The following is a 20,160-nucleotide window of genomic DNA, read 5'->3' as shown; positions in this document are numbered from 1 at the left end:
CCGCGCATGTCATCCGGGGTTCCGAACTCACTCGAAATCCATCTTCTCGGTGAGCCGGAGTTCCGCTACGGCGGGCAGCCGCTGCGCTTCGGCGCGCCGCCGCGCGCGCTCGAGGTGTTGGCGTTCGTCTTGCTCAACCGCGCCACGCCGGTCGCGCGCGAGCGGGTGGCGTTCGCGGTCTGGCCCGACTCGCCGGCCGACGAAGCGCGCGCCGACCTGCGGCGCCACCTCTACTATCTGACGACGCGCCTGTTGCCGGCCGGCGTGCCGTGGTTCGTCGGCGACAAGCGCAGCATCGGCTGGAACCCCGCCACGCCGACCTGGATCGATGTCGCCGCGATCGACGCCGCGTTGGTCTCGCCGGCGACGCAGGCCGACGCGATCGCGCTCTACCGCGACCATCTCTTGCCGCGCGTCGACGCCGAGTGGTTGATCCCGTATCGCGACGGTTTGCGCGACCGGATCGTGCGCGCGGTCGACGAACGGCTCGCCGACGCGGACTCGCAGCGGAACTTCGACGCGCTGCTGACGCTCGCGAATCGCCTGTTGGCGATCGATCCGTGGAACGAAGGCGCGATCCGCGCGGTCGTGCGCGCGCGGGTGGCGCAGGGCGACCGCGCGGGCGCCGCCGGCGCCTACCGCAGCTTCGTGCGCCGGCTCGAGGACGAGCTGGGCGTCGCGCCGATGCCCGAGACCCAGCAGGCCTACGAGCTCGCGGTCGGCTCGGCGCCGGCGCGCGACCGCGCCGAGGTCCCGGCGCGGCTGACCAGCTTCATCGGCCGGCTCGAAGAACGCAACGCGGTGACCGCGCTCCTCGACGCCGAGCCGATCGTCACCGTGACCGGACCGGGCGGCGTCGGCAAGACGCGCTTGGCGCAGGAGGTCGCACGCGCCGGCGCCGGCCACTTCGCCGGCGGCGCGGCGTTCGTCGACCTCTCGACGGCGACCAACGCGACCCACGTCCTCGCGGCGATCGCCAACGCCGTCGGCGTGCGCGAAGAGCACGGCCTGGATCTGTTCGACGCGGTGGCCGCCGCGCTGCGGAGGCGCGACACGCTACTGATCGTCGACAACTGCGAGTCGGCGCTCGATGCGACCGCCGGCTTGTTGGCGGGATTCGCGATCGCGGTCGCGCGGCTGCGCGTGCTGGCGACGAGCCGCGAACCGCTGCGCATCGAGGGCGAGCACGTCTTCCGGCTCGATCCGCTCGAGGCGTCGGACGCCGCCACGCTGTTCGCCGATCGCGCGCGGGCCGCCGGACCGCTCGAGACGCCGGCCGAGCGCGACGCCGAGACGATCGCGCGCATCTGCGGCCGCCTGGACAACTTGCCGCTGGCCATCGAGCTGGCGGCCGCGCAAGCCCACACGCTGCGGCTCGAGGAGATCGCGGCCGGCATCGACGACCGCTTCGGGTTGCTGCGCGGTGGCTGGCGGACCGCTCCGCCGCGCGCGCAGACGCTGCGCGCCGCGCTCGATTGGAGCTTCGATCGTCTGACCGACGACGAACGGCCGGCGTTCCTGGCGCTCGGCGTGCTGCCCGGTCACTTCACCCGCGCCACCGCCAACGCGGTGTGCGACGGGACGGCGCCCCTCGACGCCTTGGTCGCGAAGTCGCTGGTGCGCGCCGAGAACGACGGTTTCCGGCTGCTCGAGACGATCGGTGCCTACGCGCTCGAGCGACTGGCGGAGTTCGGCGCGGAGAGCGCCGTGCGCGAACGGCTGCTCGAGCGCGCGCGCGCCATCGCGCGCGCCGGCCAGCGCGCGTTCCAGGTCGAAGCGCGGGCGACGTGGCGGCCGGCGTATCAGGCCGAGCTCGACAGCGTTCGCGCGGCGCTGAGCTGGGCGTTCGAGACGCAAGCCGCACGGCTGCGCGGGATCGAGCTGGCCGCCGACATGGACGTCATCTGGTGGGACGCCTCGCGCACGCCGGAAGGCGCGCGCTGGATCGAGCGCGCGCTCGAGCTGTTGCCGCACGACGCGCCGCCGGCACTGCGCGCGCGCTGCTGGCTGGCGGCGGCGTGGCTCTTCCCGGACGGTCCGGTCAAGCTCGAGGCCGCGGAGCGCGCGGTCGAGGCGGTCGCCGATCTGCCCGATCCGGGCTCGCAGGCGCGCGCCTACGTGGCCTTCGCGCAGAGCGCGCAGTACTTCGCCGAGCGGCGCGTCGAGAACGCGGCCGTGCTCGAACGCGCCGACGCGTTGGCCGGTCCGGTCGGCGACGCCTACACGCTGGCCAGCATCGTCCACTACCGCGGCGACACGCTGCAGCGCGGCGGCGACTACGCCGGCGCGGTCGCGCTCTATACCGACGCCATCGAACGCTACCGCGCGATCGGCGACGAGCGCGGCGTCGCGTTCATGCTCGCGAACCTGGCCGAAGGGGCGGTCATGATGGACGATCTGCCGCGGGCGCGGGCGCTGGCGGCCGAAGCGCTCGAGGCGATGCGTCGCCTCGGCGAGCGGCGCTTCGCCGCGCTGCTGCTGGCCAACGCGGCGATGTACGACCTGGCGGCCGGAACGGAGATCGCGCAGGCGCGCGCCCACGCGTTCGAAGGTTACGAGATCGCGCGCGAGTGCGCGCTCCCGATGGAGTCGGCGGTGTTCGTCGCGATCTTCGCCGCGCTGGCCGCGCAGCAAGGCGATCACGAGGCGTCGGCGCGGCTGTACGGCTGCGCGCGCCGGCTCTACCGCGAGGGCGACTATACGCTCGATCACACCGAGGCGCTGATGCTCGAACGGCTCGAGGTCGAGCTGCGCGCCGAGCTGCCGGAACGGCTCGACGCGCTGTGCGCGGACGGTGCCGCCAGCGATCCGCACGAGCTGGTCATGCGGTCGGTGCGCGGCGCGCCGAGTTAGCCGGCCGAGCCTTCCTGCGCGGCCGGCTCGCCGAGCTGCGAGTGGTCGGTGAGGATCTTGCTGCGCCCGCAGGTGACGCAGCCGATGCTGGCCGTGTCGCCGATCGAGGTGCGCGCGAAGTGCACCCAATACTGCCCGTAGATCTCGGTGCGGGGCAACGGGTGCATCGTGCGGTGGTCGAGCATCCAGTCCCGCGCGAGCGCGTACTCCTCGTCGGTCATCATCAGCGCTTGCGGGATCTCGACCGATTCGATGCGGCGCTCTTCCTCGGTGCGCGCGCGGCGGCGCTCCTCGAGCATCGCCGCGACCTCGTCGATGCTGGTGAACTGATCGAGGTCGACGTCCATCATCTCATCGTCGCGAGCGGCGACGGGCTCGGCGTCGGCGGGCTCCGCGGCGGCGTGGACCTCGGTCATCGCCGCGACGTTGATGCTGCGCGTCGTGGTGGCCGGCGTATCCACGTTCACGCCGGCCGCGGCTTGACGCGCTTTCCCCTCCTCGAGCTTCTCGATCAAGGCTTTGCGCCGTGCCTCGAGCTGGACGGCCTCCTTGGCCTTGCGGTCCTTGGGGATCCACCACTCGGGAGCCAAACTGGCCGCGGCAGCCTCGAGCTCGGCGTCGGACGGCACGGCGGTCCCCTTGGCCTTCGCCTTGGCCACCGGGACTTGGTCGAAACCGAAAAAGCGGCGCACGCCGCGCCAGAAGCTGCTCAGCATACCAGTTTCTGTTATCGGCGAAAGCGGGCGGTTGCCCTAAGGGGAAGGCCGCCGGCACGGCGGGGCCGCGGGTCAGGCCGCGAGCGCGCGCGCGTAGGCGAGCGGGACACCGGTCAGGGTCGCCAGCACGGCGCGGGTCGCATCGCGTTGGCTGGCGTGACCCGCCGTCTCGACGAGCGCGGCGCCGACGATCTCGCGCTCCGTCCGGCCGCGAAGGCGCAGTGCGACCAGGGCCGCCTGCAGCGGCGGCATCCCGGGGTTGTAGGCGACGTTCTCGGCGTGGCGTCCGGTGACGACGACGCCGTCGGTCAACCGCAGCGCCACCCCGGCGTAGCTGCCGCTGTAGGGCGCGTGCGAGCGGGCGGCGGCGCCGAGTGCGGCCCGCAGCAGCGGGTCGTCGTTCGGCGCCGCCAGCCGCAGCGTTCGCCGGCTGTGAAACGGATCGACGCGCACCCCGAGCACGGTGGGAAGAAACGCGTGCGGCAGCGCCTCGGCGAGGGTGATCGATCCGCCCTGCGGGAGCCAGATCGTCAGCTTCTCGGGTGCGACGAACTCGGCGAGAAATTGGCGGCAGTATCCGCACGGAACGCCGCCGACCGCCAGCGAGACGATGCCGGTCTCGTCGTGCAGCCACGCGTTGGTCGTCGCCGCGCCCTCGCCGTGGACGGTGAACGCGAGCGTCTGCCCGGGGAACTCGAGGTTCATCCCGGCGTAGAGCGCGCCCGAGGCGCCTTCGACGATCGCGCCGACGAAGAAATGCGAGATCGGCGGGTGCGCGAAACCGCGCGCCCACGGGTGGAGCCGCAGCATCAGCTCGCGCACCGGGATGCCGCTCGCGCGCACCCGCTCGGGCGCGATGCGCCCGTTCTCCGGCGCCAGTTGCGCCAGCAGCGCGGAGAGGCCGGGGGCGGGGGCGAATCCGGCGGGGACGGCGGCGAGTCCGGCCATCAGCTCCCCGCGCGTGAGTCCGTTGTGGGGCACGAGCGGCGCATTCGCCGCCCGCGTCCGGCGTGCTGCCGGCTACTGGCCCAGCGCGCGAAAGAGCCGGTCGACGTCCTCGGGGTCGTAGCTCCGGTCCGCTTCCATCTCGCGGGCGCACCAGGCGCGAACCGCGTCGAGGTCGACCTCACGCGGCTTCGCCTTCGCGACCGCGACCGCGGCGTTGAACGCCGTCTCGTCCTTCCACGCCCAATAGTGGAGGAACCGATCGCGTACGACGTCGGTCGGCGTGAGGACGTGCAGCAGCTCGTGCGCGCGCCGCTCGGTGCGCCACCCGGTGACTTCCTCGCGTCCGATCGCCAGCGGCCCGATCGGAAACTCGAGCGCGTACGGCAACGCCGGATGTTCGTAGAAGCCTTCGGCAACGCGCGCGTAGCCGAGCGTTCCCAGCGCGCGATCGAGCGTGTGGCGCGCCTTGCCGACGTGCAGGATGAAGTCGACGTCGAGCGACTGGTACTGCTCGGGGACGTAGAACGCGGCCGCGCTGCCGCCGCACAGCACCGCGGTCTCGCCGGCTTGCGCCAGCGCCGTGCACGCGGCGAATTCGACGTCGATCAGGCTCGCGCCGCCGGTCAGCATCAGAGCGGCTTGCCGATGCGGCGCGGCCGCTCGCGGTAGTGCGCCGCGCGCTCGCGGATCTCGGGGTAGGCCGCGGCCAGCCGCTCGAGCAGCGCGCGCAGCTCGACCGCGCCGTACCAGCGCCGGTTCAACAGCACGACCCGCGAGTTGCCGACCAGCCGCGAGACGACGACGCCGCTGTGCTCGAAGGCGATGACCGCGCGGTGCACGGCGGTCGCGCTGGCGTCGATCTGGCGAGCCAGCTCGCGGACGTGCAGCCCGTTCTGCGAGAGGGCGAGGCGAGTGAGCATCCGGTCCCGCAGGGCCGAGCCGAACAGGGCTGGACGGAGGTCGTCGCGCACGCGCAAATTGTTTCGGTTTAGGAAACGATTGTCAACGGAGGCGGAACGATTTCCGGGAGCACCAACCCGTCGCGGCGCCGAAACCCGGCACCGTGAACACGCAGCAGCAGCCGAACAGCTTCTCCGCCCGCGACACGCTCCGGGTTGGGAGCAAGGAGTACACCTACTACCGCTTGGCCGCCCTGGCCGAGCGCGGGCACGACCTCGCGACGCTGCCGTACTCGCTCAAGATCCTGCTGGAGAACCTGCTCCGGTTCGAGGACGGGCGCTCGGTGACCGCGGCCGACGTCGAAGCCCTGGCCGGCTGGAAGCCCGGCGCCGCGTCCAGCAAAGAGATCGCCTACCGACCCGCGCGCGTGCTGCTGCAAGACTTCACCGGGGTGCCGTGCGTGGTCGACCTGGCGGCGATGCGCGACGCGATCGCGACGATGGGCGGCGATCCGAAGAAGATCAACCCGCTGCAGCCGGTCGAGCTGGTCATCGACCACTCCGTCCAGGTCGACGCGTGGGCGAACGCCGACGCCTTCGAGCGCAACGCGCAGCTCGAGTTCGACCGCAACGGCGAGCGGTACGCATTCCTCAAGTGGGGCCAGGCCTCGCTCGACGGGTTCCGCGCGGTGCCGCCCGACACGGGCATCGTGCACCAGGTCAACATCGAGTATCTCGCGCGCGTCGTGTTCGGCGCGGGCGGCGGCGGCACCGCGCACCCGGACGGCACGCCCCTCGCGTACCCGGACACCGTGGTCGGCACCGACTCGCACACCACGATGGCCAACGGGCTGGGCGTGCTGGCGTGGGGCGTGGGCGGCATCGAAGCCGAAGCAGCGATGCTCGGCCAGCCGGTCACGATGCTGATTCCCGACGTCATCGGCTTCAAGGTCACCGGCAAGCTGCGCGAGGGCGTCACCGCGACCGACCTCGCGCTGCAAGTGACGCAGATGCTGCGCAAGAAGGGCGTCGTCGGCAAGTTCGTCGAGTTCTACGGCGCCGGACTCTCCTCGCTGCAGGTCTCCGACCGCACCGTCATCGGCAACATGTCGCCGGAGTACGGTTCGACGGTCGCGATCTTCCCGATCGACGCGCTCACGCTCGACTACCTGCGCCTGACCGGCCGTTCGCCCGAGCAGATCGCGCTGGTCGAAGCGTACGCCAAGGCGCAGGGCATGTTCCGCACCGACGACTCGCCCGAGCCGCGCTTCACCGACACGCTCGCGCTCGACTTGGCCGAGGTCGAACCGAATCTGGCCGGTCCGCGCCGTCCGCAGGACCGCGTGCCGCTGCACAGCGTCAAGGCCGAGTTCGCCAAGGCGCTAGAAGAGTGGCAGAACGCGCGCGGCAACGGCAGCGCGTCGGTCGAGATGTGGGAAGAAGAGGGCGGCGGCACCGCCGTCGCCGTGCACCCGCGCACGCGGCTCTCCGACGGCGCGGTCGTGATCGCCGCGATCACCTCGTGCACCAACACCTCCAACCCGGCGCTGCTGATCGGCGCCGGACTGGTCGCGAAGAAGGCCGTCGAGAAGGGCATCAAGCCCGCGCCGTGGGTGAAGACCTCGCTCGCGCCGGGCTCGAAAGTCGTCACCGACTATCTCGCCAAGTCGGGCCTGTCGACGTATCTCGATCAGCTCGGCTTCAACCTGGTCGGCTACGGCTGCACGACCTGCATCGGCAACAGCGGTCCGCTCTCGGACAAGGTCGCCGGCGCGATCGCGGAGCACGACATGATCGTCGCCGCGGTGCTCAGCGGCAACCGCAACTTCGAGGGCCGCATCCATCCGCAGGTGCGCGCGAACTATCTCGCCTCGCCGCCGCTGGTCGTCGCGTACGCGCTCGCCGGCCGGATGGACGTCGACCTCACCACCGAGCCGGTCGGCCGCACCGCGAGCGGCGAGGACGTCTACCTCAAGGACCTGTGGCCGACCAGCGCCGAGATCGAGGCCGTGCTCTCGACCTCGCTGACCGACGCGATGTTCCGCACGCGCTACGCCGACGTGTTCGCCGGCGACGCGCGCTGGGCCGGGATGAAGGTGCCGGCCGGCGAGCGCTACGCGTGGGACGAGAAGTCCGAGTACGTCAAGCGTCCGCCGTACTTCGACGGCATGCCCAAGACGCCCCCGGCAGTGCGGGACATCAACGGTGCGCGCGTGCTGGCGATGCTCGGCGACTCCGTCACCACCGACCACATCTCGCCGGCCGGCAACATCGCCCGCAGCTCGCCGGCCGCGAAGTACCTGCAGTCCAAGGGCATCGACCCGGCCGACTTCAACTCGTACGGCGCGCGCCGCGGCAACCACGAGGTGATGGTGCGCGGCACCTTCGCCAACATTCGGCTGCGCAACATGTTGGTGCCGGGCGTCGAGGGCGGCGTCACCCGCTACCTGCCGACGGGCGAGCAGATGTCGATCTTCGACGCCTCGGAGAAGTACCGCGCCGACGGCACGCCGCTGATCGTGCTGGCCGGCAAGGAGTACGGCTCGGGCAGCTCGCGCGACTGGGCGGCGAAGGGCCCGTATCTGCTCGGCATCAAGGCCGCCATCGCCGAGTCGTTCGAGCGCATCCACCGTTCGAATCTGATCGGAATGGGGATTCTGCCGCTGCAGTATCCGCAAGGCCAGACGCGCGAGTCGCTCGGCCTCACCGGTGAGGAGACGTTCGACATCACGGGCGTCGCCGCCAAGCTCGAGCCGGGCATGACGGTGAAGGTCACCGCCACCGGCGCCGACGGCAAGGCCAAGACGTTTGACGCGCTGGTGCGCATCGACACGCCGGACGAAGCCGACTACTACCGCAACGGCGGCATCCTGCAGTACGTCCTGCGGCAGCTGGCCGCCGCCAACTAGCGCCGTGGCGGCGCACGCGGCGGCGTTCGACCTCACGCTTCGGGAGATCGACGCCGCCGCCGCGCTGATCCGCGACATCGTGCCGCCGACGCCGGCGTACGCGTGGCCGCTGCTGGCGCAGCGGCTCGGCGTCGACGTGTGGGTCAAGCACGAGAACCACACCCGGCTGGGCGCGTTCAAGATACGCGGCGGCCTGGTCTACGTCGACGCGCTGCGGCGGCGCGCGCCGCAGGTGCGCCACATCGTCGCCGCGTCGGCCGGCAACCACGGGCAGTCGCTGACGCTGGCCGGCCGCCGCGCGGGACTCCAGGTGACGATCGTCGTGCCGAACGACTGTCCGGCGGAGAAGACCGCCGCCATGCGCGCGATGGGCGCGCGGATCGTGGCGCACGGCGCCGACTTCGAGGACTCGTATCGATACGCGCGCACGCTGGCCGCCGACGACGATCCGGCGACCGCGTTCGTGCCCTCGTACCACCGCGATCTGGTGTGCGGCGTCGCGACCTACGCGCGCGAGCTATTCGCCGCCGCCGCGTTCGACGTCGTCTACGTCCCGATCGGATTGGGCTCGGGGATCAGCGGGCTGATCGCGGTGCGCGATCTGCTCGAGCTGCCGACCGAGATCGTCGGCGTGTGCTCGCAGACGTATCCGGCCTACGCGCTCTCCTTCGCGGCCGGCGAGCTGCGCGAGACGGACGGCGGCGTGCCGACGCTCGCCGAGGGCGTCGGCTGTCGCGTCGGCGACCCGGACGCGTTCGCGATCATCCGCGCGGGGGCGGCACGCGTCGTCACCGTCTCCGAGGACGCGATCCGCGAGGCGATGGCCTGGCTGTTCAGCGACACGCACAACGTGGCGGAAGGGGCGGGCGCCGTGGCCCTCGCCGCCGTCGCCGCCGAACGCGACCGCCTGCGCGGCAAGCGGGTCGCGGCGGTCCTCTCCGGGGGTAACGTCGACCGGGCGGTATTCGCCGCCGTTCTCGCGTAGGAGGTTCCCGTCATGATCCCCCGTCAGGTCGCGCTGCTCTCGTTCGAGGGACCGGATCGCTACGCGTCGATCGGTGGCCTGGCCACCCGCGTCAGCCAACTGGCGCGCGCGCTGGGCGCGGCCGGCCACGAGGTCGAGCTGTACTTCGTCGGCGATCCCAACGCGAAGCCGATCGAACAGAGCGATCCGGGCGTCACCTTGCGGCGCTGGTCGCAGTGGATCTCGGCGCAGCACCCGCGCAACGTCTACGACGGCGAGACCGGCAAGGTGCACGACTGGGAGACCAGCCTGCCCCCGTGGATCATCGACACGCTGGTCGCACCGGCCGCCGCGCGCGGCGAGCGGGTGCTGGTGATCTGCGAAGAGTGGCAGACCGCCAACGTCGCGATCGCCATCGACCGGCTGGCGCGCGAGCGCGGCATTCGCGGCGCGCTCACGCTGATGTGGAACGCGAACAACACCTATGGGTTCGATCGCATCCACTGGCCGACGCTGGCGCGCGCCGCCGCGGTCACGTGCGTGAGCAAGTACATGAAGTTCGAGCTGGCGCAGTGGAACGTCTCGGCGCTGGTGATCCCCAACGGGCTCGACCCCGCGCTGCTCGACGGCGCCGACCCGGAGCGCACGGCCGCGCTGCGCGAGGCGTTCGGCAAGGCGCCGACCTGTTTCAAGGTCGGCCGTTTCGACCCCGACAAGAATTGGCTGCAGGCGGTCGACGCGATCGTCGAGCTGCGCGCGGGCGGGATACCGGCGCGCATGATCGTGCGCGGCGGCCGCGAGCCGTACGGCGACGTCGTGTTCGGGCGCGCGCGCGAGCGCGGGCTGACCGTCGAGCGGCTGGCGTACGAAGGCAGCGATTGGCGCGAGCTGGCCAAGGCGCTGGCGTACGTCGAGGCGCCGATCGTGCACGTGCGCGCGTTCCTCGACGAGCCGACGCTGTACGCGATGTACGCCGCTACCGACGTCGTGCTGGCGAACAGCGGCAAGGAGCCGTTCGGGTTGGTCGGTCTCGAAGTGATGGCGGCCGGCGGGATCGTCGTCTGCGGCGCGACCGGCGAAGAGTACGCCGAGCCGTTCGTCAACGCGATCGTCTGCGACACGTCCGACGGCCGCGAGCTGGCGACCTATCTGCGTGCGCTGTTCGGCGACGACGCGCTGGCGGCCGAGCTGCGCACCAACGGCGCGCAGACGGCGGCGCGCTATACCTGGCATCAGGCGATCGAAGCGCTCGACCGCAAGATCGCCTACGTCGACGCGGTCGCGCGCTGATGTCCAGCGCGCTGCTGGTCACCGGCGGTAGCCGCGGTATCGGCGCGGCGATCGTGCGGCGTGCGGCCGAGGCGGGCTGGAGCGTGGCGTTCACCTACGCCGCCGACGCCGACGCGGCGCGCGCCGTCGAGGCCGAGGTCACCGGCGCCGGCGGCCGCGCGCTGGCCGTCCGCGCCGACGTCGCGAACGAGGATGAGATGCAGCACGCGTTCGCCGAGACCGAACGCGCCTTCGGGCCGCTCGGCGGATTGGTCAACAACGCCGGCATCACCGGCGGCGTCGGGCGGCTGGTCGATCTCGAGCGCAGCACGCTCGAGCGCGTCTTCGCGATCAACGTCGTGGGCGCGGTCATGTGCGCGCGCGAGGCGGTACGACGGATGTCGACGGCTCGTGGCGGCCGCGGCGGCGCGATCGTCAACATCACCTCACGCGCGATCGCCTACGGCGCGCCCGACACCTACGTCCACTACGCGGCCAGCAAGGGCGCGCTGGAGGTGTTCTCGCTCGGCCTCGCGCGCGAGGTTGCGGCCGAGGGCGTGCGCGTCAACGCCGTCTCGCCGGGGATGATCGACACCGAGATCCACGCGGCGTCCGGCGACCCCGACCGACCCGCGCGCATGCTGCCGACGATCCCGATGCACCGCATGGGGACGGCCGACGAGGTGGCCGAGGCCGTCATCTGGCTGCTCTCGCCGGCGTCCTCGTACTGCGTGGGTGCCACCATCGACGTCGGCGGCGGTCGCTGATGGGGCAGCGCGCGCACCGCTACGCCGCCGCCGTCCGCTGGACCGGCAACACCGGCGCCGGCACCGCCAGCTATCGCGCCTACGAGCGCGCCTTCGCGGTCACCGTCGAAGGCAAGCCGGCCCTGCTGGGCTCGAGCGATCCGCTCTTCCGCGGTGACGCCGCGCGCTACAATCCCGAGGAGCTGCTGGTCGCCTCGGTGTCGTCGTGCCATCTGCTGTGGTACCTGCACTTGTGCGCAACCAACGGCGTCGTCGTGCTCGACTACGTCGACGAGGCCGAGGGCCAGATGGTCGAGACCGACGACGGCGGCGGGCGCTTCACGCGCATTGTGCTCCGCCCGCGCATCGTGGTCAGCGCCGAGTCCGACCTGGCCAGAGCGCAGGCGCTGCACCGTGACGCGCACGCCAAGTGTTTCATCGCCAACTCGGTCAACTTCCCGGTCGACCACGAGCCGACCATCGTCCAGGCATCTTCGAGGCCGAGGACTTCGCCGGAATCCGCTAACGCGTGACGTGACGAGGCCGGAGTCGGTGCGCGCGATCGAAGCCGTCTGGGGGATCAAGTCCCCCAGACTCGTGGCCGCGCTCACCCGCGTCGTTCGCGACGTCGGTCTGGCCGAGGAATTCGCGCAGGACGCGTTCGTCTCGGCGCTCTCCCAATGGTCGAGCGACGGAATTCCGCGCAATCCGGGAGCGTGGCTGATGTCGGTTGCGAAGCGTCGCGCGATCGACTACTTCCGGCGAGCGCAGACGGCTGAGGACAAGTACCGGCTGCTCGGCCACGAGCTGCAGGACCAGGAATCGGAGGAGTCCGTCTTCGCCACGCTCGACGAGGACTACATCCCCGACGACCTGCTGCGCCTGATGTTCGTCGCGTGTCACCCGGTGCTCTCGGTCGAAGCACGCGTCGCCTTGACGCTGCGCTTGCTCGGCGGTCTCTCGACGACGGAGATCGCGCGAGCGTTCCTCTCATCGGAGCCGACGATCGCGCAGCGAATCGTTCGCGCGAAGCGCACGCTGGCGGAGGCGCGCGTGCCGTTCGAGGTGCCCGACGCGGCGCAGCGGATGCAACGCCTGACCTCGGTCCTCGAAGTCATCTACCTCATCTTCAACGAGGGCTACTCGGCCTCGAGCGGCGAGGACATTCTTCGGCCCGCGCTCTCGCAGGAGGCGTTGCGGCTGGGGCGCGTTCTCGCCCAGCTCGCGCCCGAGGAGGGTGAGGTGCACGGGCTGGTCGCGCTGATGGAGCTGCAGTCGTCGCGCGCGCGAGCGCGCGTCGGACCATCCGGCGAGCACGTCCTGCTGCTCGAGCAGGATCGGTCACGTTGGGACCAGCTGCTGATTCGGCGCGGCCTGGGCGCGCTCGAACGTGCTGAGCGGTTGGGGCCGCTCGGGCCGTACGCGCTGCAAGCGGCGATCGCCGCCTGCCACGCGCGAGCGCGCAGGGCGGAGGAGACCGACTGGGCGCGCATCGCCGCGCTCTACGACGCGCTCGCCGAGCTGTATCCCACCGCGGTCGTCAAGCTGAACCGTGCCGTCGCCGTCGGCATGGCGTTCGGCCCCCAAAGCGGCCTCGAGCAGGTGGACGCGCTCCTCGCCGAGCCCGCGCTGAGCGCCTACCATCTCTTGCCGAGCGTGCGCGGCGACCTGCTCGAGAAGCTCGAGCGCTTCGCCGAGGCGCGCGCCGAGTTCGAGCGCGCGGCCGCGCTGGCGCACAACGCCCGCGACCGCGAGCTGCTGCTCACCCGCGCCGCTCGCTGTGCGCGAGCGTAGCGTGTCGCTCAGTCGCGGTAGTAGCTGAGCACGAACACGTAGCTGCCTGCCGCCGGCGCGCAGCGAAAGCGTGCCGGCCGATAGGACGAGTGCTCGGCCACGGTGAGTGCGGCCGCGTCGAGCGGCACGTCCTCCCTCGCGGAGACCACCGTCGCGGCGGCGACGACCGCTCCCGTCGCGTCGAGCGTGACCAGGACGGCGCTCCGGTAGGCGAACGGACCGGCCGGGACGATGGCGGGGATCAGCGCGCGTTCGACGTGCGTTACGCTCGCGCCGCGATCGTCTTGTGTGCAACGCGCGGCGGGCACGCCGTCGCCCGCGTCGACCGGCGCGACGTTCGCGGCCGCGGCGTCGAAGCCGTTCCAGAGCTGCCGTTCGTCGATCACGGCGGCGTCGGATTCCTGGTGACGATCGCTCTCGGCGTCGTAGAAGAGCCGTTGGTGCCCGACGAATTGCGCGACCCGACCGTTGGCGGTCCACGGCAGATACGGAGTCGGACAAGGCGCCGCCGGTGCGCCGAGCGATGCGACGACGGCGCCGCTGACCGTTACCGGCCGCGCGAAGCGCACGACCAGCGGCCGCGGGCGTGAGGTCGACTCCGTCGGATCGTCGACGAACGCGTCGGTGAACGGCACGCTGTAGCGCTTGTCCGCGGCATAGACGGCGAGCGTCCCCGACGCGCTGCCCGAGCCGCCGTAGGTCAGCAGCCCGAAGGCGTAGCGCGTGCCGGCATCGTCGAGCGCATCGACGCGCCCGACGAAGACGGGACACAGATCGGAGCTGGGCTGCGCGAACGCGGTGGCACCGAGCGTCGGCGTTATCGTCGCGAACAAGCAAAAGACCGCCAGCGTTCCGCGCGCGCCTTTCACGCCGGCGGGTCTTGGCGGCGGCGGCCGATCGCGCCTGTCGTCGCCGCGCGCCGCCGGGGGCGCGTCGCGTTTAGCCGTGTTCGTACGAGAACTCGAAGACGTAGCTTCCCGCGACGGGAGCGCATCGGAACTGCCCGGCGCGGAACGTCGACTGCTGCGCAGCGACGAGCGCCACGTGATCGAACGTCTTGTTGGATGACGAAACGAGCGTCGCCGCGTTCAGCAGCGTACCGTCGGCGTCGATGGCGACCAAGACGTCCGTCGTGTAGGCCGATGGTCCGTGCGTGACCAGGGGCGGCATCCACGCCAGCCCCGGGCGCCCGCTGAGCGAGGGAACGTGGTCCTTTTGCGCACACGGCGCGACCGCGATCGGCGTGCCGGCTTCAACCGCGCTCGCCGTCCGCGCCTCCGCGTCGAAGCCTTCCCATAGTTTGCTCTCGTCGAGCATGTCCGCCGGCATCGGACCTGGGCTCGGCCGCGCTACGCGGCTCGAGAACCATTCGTGCGCGAGGGCCGGCGCGATGCGCCCGTTCTGCGTCCACGGCATATACGGAGCCGAGCAGGCGGCGGGCGGCGAACCGAGCGCTGCGACGACGGCGGCCGTGAGGGTGACGGGCCGTGCGAACTGCACGACGATCGGCTCCGGGGACGCCCCCGCGTCGGTCGGGTCGTCGGCCAGCGCGTTCGCGAACGGCACCTCGTACCGCTCGTCGCCGGCGAAGAACGCGATCGTTCCCGAGGTGGTGCCGGACTCGCCGTAGGTCAGCAGCCCGACCGCATAGCGCGTTCCCGCCTCGTCCAGCCTGTCGATGCGCCCGACGAAGACCGGGCAGAGCGTATGTGTGGGCGGCGGCGGCGGCGCGGCGGCGGCAGGCCCACGGGGCGTCGCGAGCAGACACGAGGCTGCCAGCAATGCGAGCGAGCGTTTCACGGGGCCGAAATTGGGCGCCCGGCGGGGCCGTCCCTGGACCGGATCAGCCGTCCGTCAAGGGTCGTACCTGGGGCGGCGGCCGGTATGGTATGGTGGGTGGGTCACCGCTCCCGGTGGCATCCTTCCTGGCGCGATCTTTCGGAAACCGACGATCGTATTGCGCATCGCCGTTCCGAAAGAACTGAATTGACGCAGACCTTTGAAGCACTCGGCGTGCAGCCGGTGCTGTTGCGCGCGCTGCGCGCCCTCGATTTTACCGTGCCCACGCCCGTCCAGGCCGCGGCGATCCCGCCCGCGCTGGCCGGACGCGACGTCCTCGCCTCGGCGCAGACCGGCACCGGCAAGACGGCCGCCTTCGGGTTGCCGCTGCTCCAACACGTCCTCACGCTGCCCCGCGGCCGCACCCACGCGCTCGTTCTCGCGCCGACCCGCGAGCTGGCCGCCCAGATCTGCCAGCACCTGCAGGCCATGGCGCGCGGCACCGACGTGCGCATCGCGGCCGTCTTCGGCGGCGTCGGCTTCGGCCCGCAGATCAAGGCCTTCGCGCGCGGTACCGACATCATCGTCGCGTGTCCGGGCCGGCTGCTCGACCTGATGGCACAGAAGGTCACGCGCCTGGGCGACGTCAGCGTGTTCGTCCTCGACGAGGCGGACCGCATGCTCGACATGGGCTTCTTGCCGAACGTGCGGCGCATCGCCGCCGCGCTGCCGGCGAAACGCCAGACGCTGTTCTTCAGCGCGACCGTCGCGCCGGAGATCGAGAAGCTCAGCCGCGAGCTGCTGCGCGATCCGGTGCGCGTGGCGACGGCGCCCCCCAAGGCGACCACCGCCGAGGGCATCACGCACCGCGCCTACACGATCGACCAGACCCGCAAGACCGAGCTGCTCATGAAGCTGCTCGAGGACAACGGCATCTACAGCGCGATCGCGTTCACGCGCACCAAGGCGCGAGCGAACCGGCTGGCCCTGCACCTGGAGAAGCACAAGATCGCCGCCGACCGCATCCACGGCGATCGCTCGCAGGCGCAGCGCACGCGTGCGCTCGATCAGTTCAAGCGCGGAAAGCTGCGCGTGCTGGTGGCGACCGACGTGGCCGCTCGTGGCATCGACGTGCAAGACCTCGGCCACGTCGTCAACTTCGACGTCCCGATGGTGCCCGCGGACTACGTGCACCGCGTCGGCCGCACCGCGCGCGCGCAGGCGACCGGCGAGGCGATCACCTTCGTCTCGCGTGACGAAGAGCCGCTCTTCCGCGACATCGAGAAGGTCGTCGGCAAGCGCATCGACCGCGCGAAGCTGCCGGTCCTGCCCTCGCAGAACTAACCCGCCGGACGGCGAAGCCGTCCGGCCATGCCCTTCGCGCTGCTCGCCGCGCCCGCGCTGGCGGTGCTCTTGCCCGTCCTCGCGCCGGCGCGCGCGCCGCGCTACGTGCGCTTGCGGCTCGACGTCGTCGCCTACGGCGTGCACGGCAGCGGCGAGCTGCTCGTCGACCGCGCGACGGCGCGGTTCGTGCGGCGCTTCGACGCCGGTCCCGTCTCCGAGCGCGAAGGCTGGGACGGCACCCACGCGTGGCGCGCCGACGCGACCGGGATGGCCCGGATCGAAGGCAACCGCGCGCAGCGCGACGCGATTCGCGCCTTCGCGCGGGCGTTCGCGCGCGTGCTCGGCGGCGGCACGGCCACCCGCATCGTGCGCCATCCCGGCGCGACCACGGAGACGACCACGCTCGCCGACCGGCGGATCGTCGACGGGCTGAACGTCCCGTTCGCGCTCGACGACGTCTCCGTCGACGGCGAGTGGCGCGCGAGCGTGCGCGCGGTGAGCGTCGCACCGCTCGCCGACGCCGCCTTCGCGCCGCCCGCCCCGCCGCACGACGTCGTGCTGACGGGAACGACGAGCGTGGCGCTCGATCCGAGCTTCGATCTGCCGGTCGTGCAGGTGCGCGTGGACGAGGGACCCGCCTTGCGGTTTCTGCTCGACACCGGCGGCCAGAACGTCATCACGCCGGCCGCGGCGCGGCGCTGCGGCCTAGTCGTCGTCGGCGAGGGCACGGTCGACGGGGTGGGGCCGAACGTCGTCCCGGTCCGTTACGCGGCCGCACGCACGGTGCAGATCGGGACCGCCGTGCTGCGCGACCAGCCCTTCGTCGTGCTCGATCTGGGCTCGGCGTTGCCGGTCGACGGGATCGTCGGCTACGAGCTGCTCGCGCGCTTGGCCGCACGGCTCGACCTCGCGCACCATCAGCTCGCGCTGGCGCGCTCGGCCGGCGCGTTCGGCGGCGGCGGTGCGCGCGTGCCGTTCGTCTACGACGAACGCCAGCCGCAGGTCGAGGGCGCGCTCGACGGGATCGCCGGCGCCGCCGGCGTCGACACCGGGAACGACGGACCGCTCGAGGTGTACTCGCACTTCGTGCGCGCGCACGACTTGGTGCATCGCTATCACGCGCTGCCCGACGACAGCTCGTACGTCGGCGTCGGCGGTCCGGTCGCCGGTTACCTGGCCCGCGCGCGCTCGCTGCGCATCGGCGGCGTCAGCGTCGACGACGTCGCCGTGCACCTGACGACCTCGCTGGCGCGCGGCGAGGAGTCGGATCCGAGCGTCGCGATGCAGATCGGCGACCCGGTCTGGAAGCGCTTCGTCGTGATCTTCGACTACCCGCGGCGGCTGCTGCGGCTCATCCCCTCACGCTGAAGCGATCGCGGTAACCCGCGCGGCGATCTCGTCGGCGTAGTGCGACGCCTCGTCGTCGGTGTCGCCTTCGGCCCAGACGTTGACCGAGGCGTCGGTCGCGTCGGGGAGCACCAGCACCCAGCCGTGCGGACGGCCCAGCCGCACGCCGTCGAGCGTCTCGACCTTGCCGTTGCCGCCGTGCGCCGCCTCGTCGTGCAGCGAGCGCATCACCGCGCCCTTGCGCTCCCACGGACACGGCACGACGCGGCCCGCGATGTGCCACTCCGGCAGCATCGCGACCAGCTCGGAAAGCTTGCGCCGCTCGGCGGCCAGCAGCTCCATGATCTTCGCGGTCGCGTAGATGCCGTCGAACGCCGGCTGGAACTCGGGGAAGACCAGCTCGTACTCCGCGCCCGCCGCGAACGCCAAGTTCGCGCCGTCCTTCTCGGCCAGCGCCATCACCGAGCGGCGGTCGCTGCGCGCGCGCACGATCTCGGCGCCGTTGTCGTGCGCGATCCTCTCGACCACCGAGGGGATCGTCAGCGGCAGCGCGATCCGCGCACCGGGCTGCGCGCGCGCGATCAGCAGCGTGAGCAACGCGACCAGCCGGTTGCGCCCGACGATGCTGCCCTTGTCGTCGACCAGCGTCACCGTCTCGCCGTCGGCGTCGATCAGCACGCCCAGGTCGGCCTCGAGCGAGGTGACGACCGAGGTCAACTGCCGCAAGTGGTGCTCGCGATCGTTGCGGAACGTGCGCACCTTCTGCGCGTCGAAATAGGCGTTGAGCGCGATCTGGTCGACACCCAGGCCGCCTAGGATCTGCGGCAGCACGATCGAGGCGTTGCCGAACGCGTAGTCGACCACGACGCGGAAGTTGGCCTCGGCCAGCGCGCGCGCGTGGAGCGCGTCGACGAACGAGGCCGTGTAGCGCTCGAGCGCGCGCGAGGGGAAGTCGAGGCGGCCGACCGCGTCCATCGGCGTGCGGCGGAAGTCCTCGCGGAAGAACAGGTTTTCGACCTTGCGTTCGGCGCCCTTGTCGATCCCGATCCCGGTGTGGTCGAAGAACTCGAAGACGATCGCGTTGGCGTCGTCCGGCGCGACGCGAACGTGCACGCCGCCGTCGCCGCCGACCCGCACCGCGTAGCGCGCCAGCGGGAGCGGGTACGAGCGCAGGTCGAGCACGTTGACGCCGACGCTGAGCAAGCCGGAGATGATGCAGCGGTTCATCACCCGCGAGGCGGGGTGCGTGTCGCGGCTGGTCATCACGTATTGGCCGCTCTTGAGGTACGTCCCGAACGCCTGTCCGAGCTTGAGCGCGAACTCCGGCGTGATCTCGAGGTTGGCCAAGCCGCGAATGCCGACCGAGCCGAACAGCGAGCCCGGCCACTTCTGGCCGTAGATGAGCGACATCGAGACGATCGCGCCGGCGTTGACCCACTTGTCGGGCCACAGCTTGAGGTGCGCGTTGACCGTCGCACCTTGTCCGATCGTGCAGCCGCGGCCGATGACGCTGGCTTCCTGGACGGTGGCGCGCCGTTCGATCGTGTTGCGGTCGGCGACGGTGCAGTCGTTGAGCGTCGACTCTTCGCCGACGTAGCAGTCCTCCCACAGCACGCTGCGCGAGATCGTCGCGCCGCGCTCGACCAGGCTGCGGTCGCCGATGACCGTCGGCCCGACGATGTGCGCGCCGGCCGCGACGCGCACGTCGCGCCCGAGCACGATCGGGCCGTCGAGCTGCGCGTCGGGATCGATCCGCGTCCCTTCGCCGGCCCACACGCCGGGCGTGACCTCCGTCCCCGGAAAGGCGATCGCGACCTTGCGGTCGAGCGCGTCGTAGTTGGCCTGCTGATACTGCTCGAGGTTGCCGATGTCGGTCCAGTAGTCGTCGGTGATGTAGCCGCCGAGCTTGGCGCCCTCGCGCAGCATCTCGGGGAAGAGGTCCTTCGACCAGTCGTAGATCTTGCCGCGCTCCATCCGGTCCAAGATCCCGGGCTCGAGCACGTAGATGCCGGTGTTGATCGTGTCGGAGAAGACTTCGCCCCACGACGGCTTTTCGAGAAAGCGCACGATGCGCTGCTGTTCGTCGGTCACGACGACGCCGAACTCGAGCGGGTTGGTCACGCGCTGCAGCACGATCGTGGCGTCGTTCCCGCGCTCGACGTGGTGGCGCACGATCGCCCCGAGGTCCAGCGCGGTCAGCGCGTCGCCGCTGATGATCAGGAAACGTTCGTCGCCGAGCAGCTCGTGCGCCATCTTGACCGCGCCCGCGGTTCCCAGCGGCGTGTCCTCGACGACGTAGTGCATCTTGACGTCGTGCGCCGAACCGTCACCGAACCACGACTCGATCTCGTCGGCCAGGTAGTGCAGCGTCGAGACGATCTCGGTGAACCCGTGCGTGCGCAGCAGCTCGACGATGTGCTCCATCACCGGCTTGCCGGCCACCGGCGCCAACGGCTTCGGCCGTCGGGAAGTCAGCGGGCGCAGCCGGGAACCTTCCCCGCCGGCCATCAGAACGGCTTTCATTTCAACGGCGCTCCGCCCTTGGCTCCGCGCCCCCCACGCAGAGCGTGGGGCCCCCGGACGTGCGCGCGC

The 20,160-nt window shown here is 71.4% G+C and carries 16 protein-coding genes; 9 read left to right on the top strand and 7 right to left on the bottom strand.

The annotated features are described in order from the left end of the window. The first annotated feature begins 6 nt into the window (after positions 1-6). Positions 7-2,853, top strand: coding sequence for a BTAD domain-containing putative transcriptional regulator (locus VMD91_19895; GenBank protein HTW86344.1), 2,847 nt, complete (start codon positions 7-9; stop codon positions 2,851-2,853). On the opposite strand, the gene VMD91_19890 is transcribed toward VMD91_19895, so the two are convergent. From VMD91_19890 to VMD91_19875, 4 genes are all read right to left on the bottom strand, one after another. Next, positions 2,850-3,569 carry a hypothetical protein gene (locus VMD91_19890; protein HTW86343.1) on the bottom strand — a complete coding sequence of 240 codons (720 nt, stop codon included), beginning with the start codon at positions 3,567-3,569 and terminating at the stop codon, positions 2,850-2,852. The two genes, VMD91_19895 and VMD91_19890, sit on opposite strands and share 4 nt — an antisense overlap. A gap of 72 nt (positions 3,570-3,641) precedes the next feature. Beyond that, on the bottom strand, positions 3,642-4,550 hold the full coding sequence (cdd, locus tag VMD91_19885) for a cytidine deaminase (GenBank protein HTW86342.1): 909 nt from the start codon (positions 4,548-4,550) through the stop codon (positions 3,642-3,644). Between the two features lie 39 nt (positions 4,551-4,589). Further along, entirely contained in the window at positions 4,590-5,147 is a 558-nt protein-coding gene (locus VMD91_19880) for a hypothetical protein (protein ID HTW86341.1), read from the bottom strand. Beyond that, positions 5,147-5,488 (bottom strand): hypothetical protein, encoded by a 342-nt coding sequence (locus VMD91_19875; GenBank protein HTW86340.1) that lies wholly within the window; start codon positions 5,486-5,488, stop codon positions 5,147-5,149. The genes VMD91_19880 and VMD91_19875 overlap by 1 nt, the downstream gene beginning before the upstream one ends. Positions 5,489-5,580: 92 nt before the next feature. Between VMD91_19875 and acnA the strand changes: the two genes are divergently transcribed. Genes acnA through VMD91_19845 form a run of 6 tightly spaced genes read left to right on the top strand, consistent with a single transcriptional unit; the run spans position 5,581 to position 13,098 of the window. Next, positions 5,581-8,325: an aconitate hydratase AcnA gene (acnA, locus tag VMD91_19870; GenBank protein ID HTW86339.1), complete on the top strand. Its 2,745-nt coding sequence runs from the start codon at positions 5,581-5,583 to the stop codon at positions 8,323-8,325. Positions 8,326-8,329: 4 nt separating this feature from the next. Further along, positions 8,330-9,310 carry a threonine dehydratase gene (locus VMD91_19865; GenBank protein ID HTW86338.1) on the top strand — a complete coding sequence of 327 codons (981 nt, stop codon included), beginning with the start codon at positions 8,330-8,332 and terminating at the stop codon, positions 9,308-9,310. 12 nt (positions 9,311-9,322) lie between these two features. Further along, positions 9,323-10,579 (top strand): glycosyltransferase family 4 protein, encoded by a 1,257-nt coding sequence (locus VMD91_19860; protein ID HTW86337.1) that lies wholly within the window; start codon positions 9,323-9,325, stop codon positions 10,577-10,579. Continuing rightward, positions 10,579-11,325, top strand: coding sequence for an SDR family oxidoreductase (locus VMD91_19855; protein HTW86336.1), 747 nt, complete (start codon positions 10,579-10,581; stop codon positions 11,323-11,325). The genes VMD91_19860 and VMD91_19855 overlap by 1 nt, the downstream gene beginning before the upstream one ends. Beyond that, positions 11,325-11,837, top strand: a complete 513-nt coding sequence (locus tag VMD91_19850) for an OsmC family protein (GenBank protein HTW86335.1) — start codon at positions 11,325-11,327, stop codon at positions 11,835-11,837. Before VMD91_19855 ends, VMD91_19850 begins: the two co-directional genes overlap by 1 nt. A gap of 1 nt (position 11,838) precedes the next feature. Further along, positions 11,839-13,098 (top strand): RNA polymerase sigma factor, encoded by a 1,260-nt coding sequence (locus tag VMD91_19845; protein HTW86334.1) that lies wholly within the window; start codon positions 11,839-11,841, stop codon positions 13,096-13,098. An 8-nt stretch (positions 13,099-13,106) separates the two neighbouring features. Here VMD91_19845 and VMD91_19840 read toward each other — a convergent pair whose 3' ends face one another. Together VMD91_19840 and VMD91_19835 are read right to left on the bottom strand one after the other, a co-directional pair. Next, positions 13,107-13,967, bottom strand: a complete 861-nt coding sequence (locus tag VMD91_19840; GenBank protein ID HTW86333.1) for a hypothetical protein — start codon at positions 13,965-13,967, stop codon at positions 13,107-13,109. Positions 13,968-14,037: 70 nt separating this feature from the next. Then, the gene (locus VMD91_19835) at positions 14,038-14,898 is read right to left on the bottom strand and encodes a hypothetical protein (protein HTW86332.1); all 861 of its coding nucleotides are present in this window, start codon (positions 14,896-14,898) and stop codon (positions 14,038-14,040) included. 186 nt (positions 14,899-15,084) lie between these two features. Between VMD91_19835 and VMD91_19830 the strand changes: the two genes are divergently transcribed. Together VMD91_19830 and VMD91_19825 are read left to right on the top strand one after the other, a co-directional pair. Beyond that, positions 15,085-16,221 carry a DEAD/DEAH box helicase gene (locus tag VMD91_19830; protein ID HTW86331.1) on the top strand — a complete coding sequence of 379 codons (1,137 nt, stop codon included), beginning with the start codon at positions 15,085-15,087 and terminating at the stop codon, positions 16,219-16,221. Between the two features lie 27 nt (positions 16,222-16,248). Then, on the top strand, positions 16,249-17,589 hold the full coding sequence (locus VMD91_19825; GenBank protein HTW86330.1) for a retropepsin-like aspartic protease: 1,341 nt from the start codon (positions 16,249-16,251) through the stop codon (positions 17,587-17,589). On the opposite strand, the gene VMD91_19820 is transcribed toward VMD91_19825, so the two are convergent. Next, positions 17,581-20,091: a sugar phosphate nucleotidyltransferase gene (locus VMD91_19820; protein ID HTW86329.1), complete on the bottom strand. Its 2,511-nt coding sequence runs from the start codon at positions 20,089-20,091 to the stop codon at positions 17,581-17,583. The two genes, VMD91_19825 and VMD91_19820, sit on opposite strands and share 9 nt — an antisense overlap. Positions 20,092-20,160: the final 69 nt, after the last annotated feature.

This window comes from Candidatus Sulfotelmatobacter sp. (genome assembly GCA_035504415.1).
Lineage (GTDB): Bacteria > Vulcanimicrobiota > Vulcanimicrobiia > Vulcanimicrobiales > Vulcanimicrobiaceae > Vulcanimicrobium.
The sequence above is the reverse complement of the archived record's forward strand: the minus strand, read 5'-3'. Positions and strand labels throughout refer to the sequence as shown.

Excerpts from the sequence above, each read along its gene's own strand:
- VMD91_19895 (HTW86344.1), top strand. The coding sequence starts at position 7 with ATGTCATCCGGGGTTCCGAACTCACTCGAAATCCATCTTCTCGGTGAG.
- VMD91_19890 (HTW86343.1), bottom strand. The coding sequence starts at position 3,569 with ATGCTGAGCAGCTTCTGGCGCGGCGTGCGCCGCTTTTTCGGTTTCGAC.
- VMD91_19880 (HTW86341.1), bottom strand. The coding sequence starts at position 5,147 with ATGCTGACCGGCGGCGCGAGCCTGATCGACGTCGAATTCGCCGCGTGC.
- VMD91_19860 (HTW86337.1), top strand. The coding sequence starts at position 9,323 with ATGATCCCCCGTCAGGTCGCGCTGCTCTCGTTCGAGGGACCGGATCGC.
- VMD91_19855 (HTW86336.1), top strand. The coding sequence starts at position 10,579 with ATGTCCAGCGCGCTGCTGGTCACCGGCGGTAGCCGCGGTATCGGCGCG.
- VMD91_19850 (HTW86335.1), top strand. The coding sequence starts at position 11,325 with ATGGGGCAGCGCGCGCACCGCTACGCCGCCGCCGTCCGCTGGACCGGC.
- VMD91_19825 (HTW86330.1), top strand. The coding sequence starts at position 16,249 with ATGCCCTTCGCGCTGCTCGCCGCGCCCGCGCTGGCGGTGCTCTTGCCC.
- VMD91_19820 (HTW86329.1), bottom strand. The coding sequence starts at position 20,091 with ATGAAAGCCGTTCTGATGGCCGGCGGGGAAGGTTCCCGGCTGCGCCCG.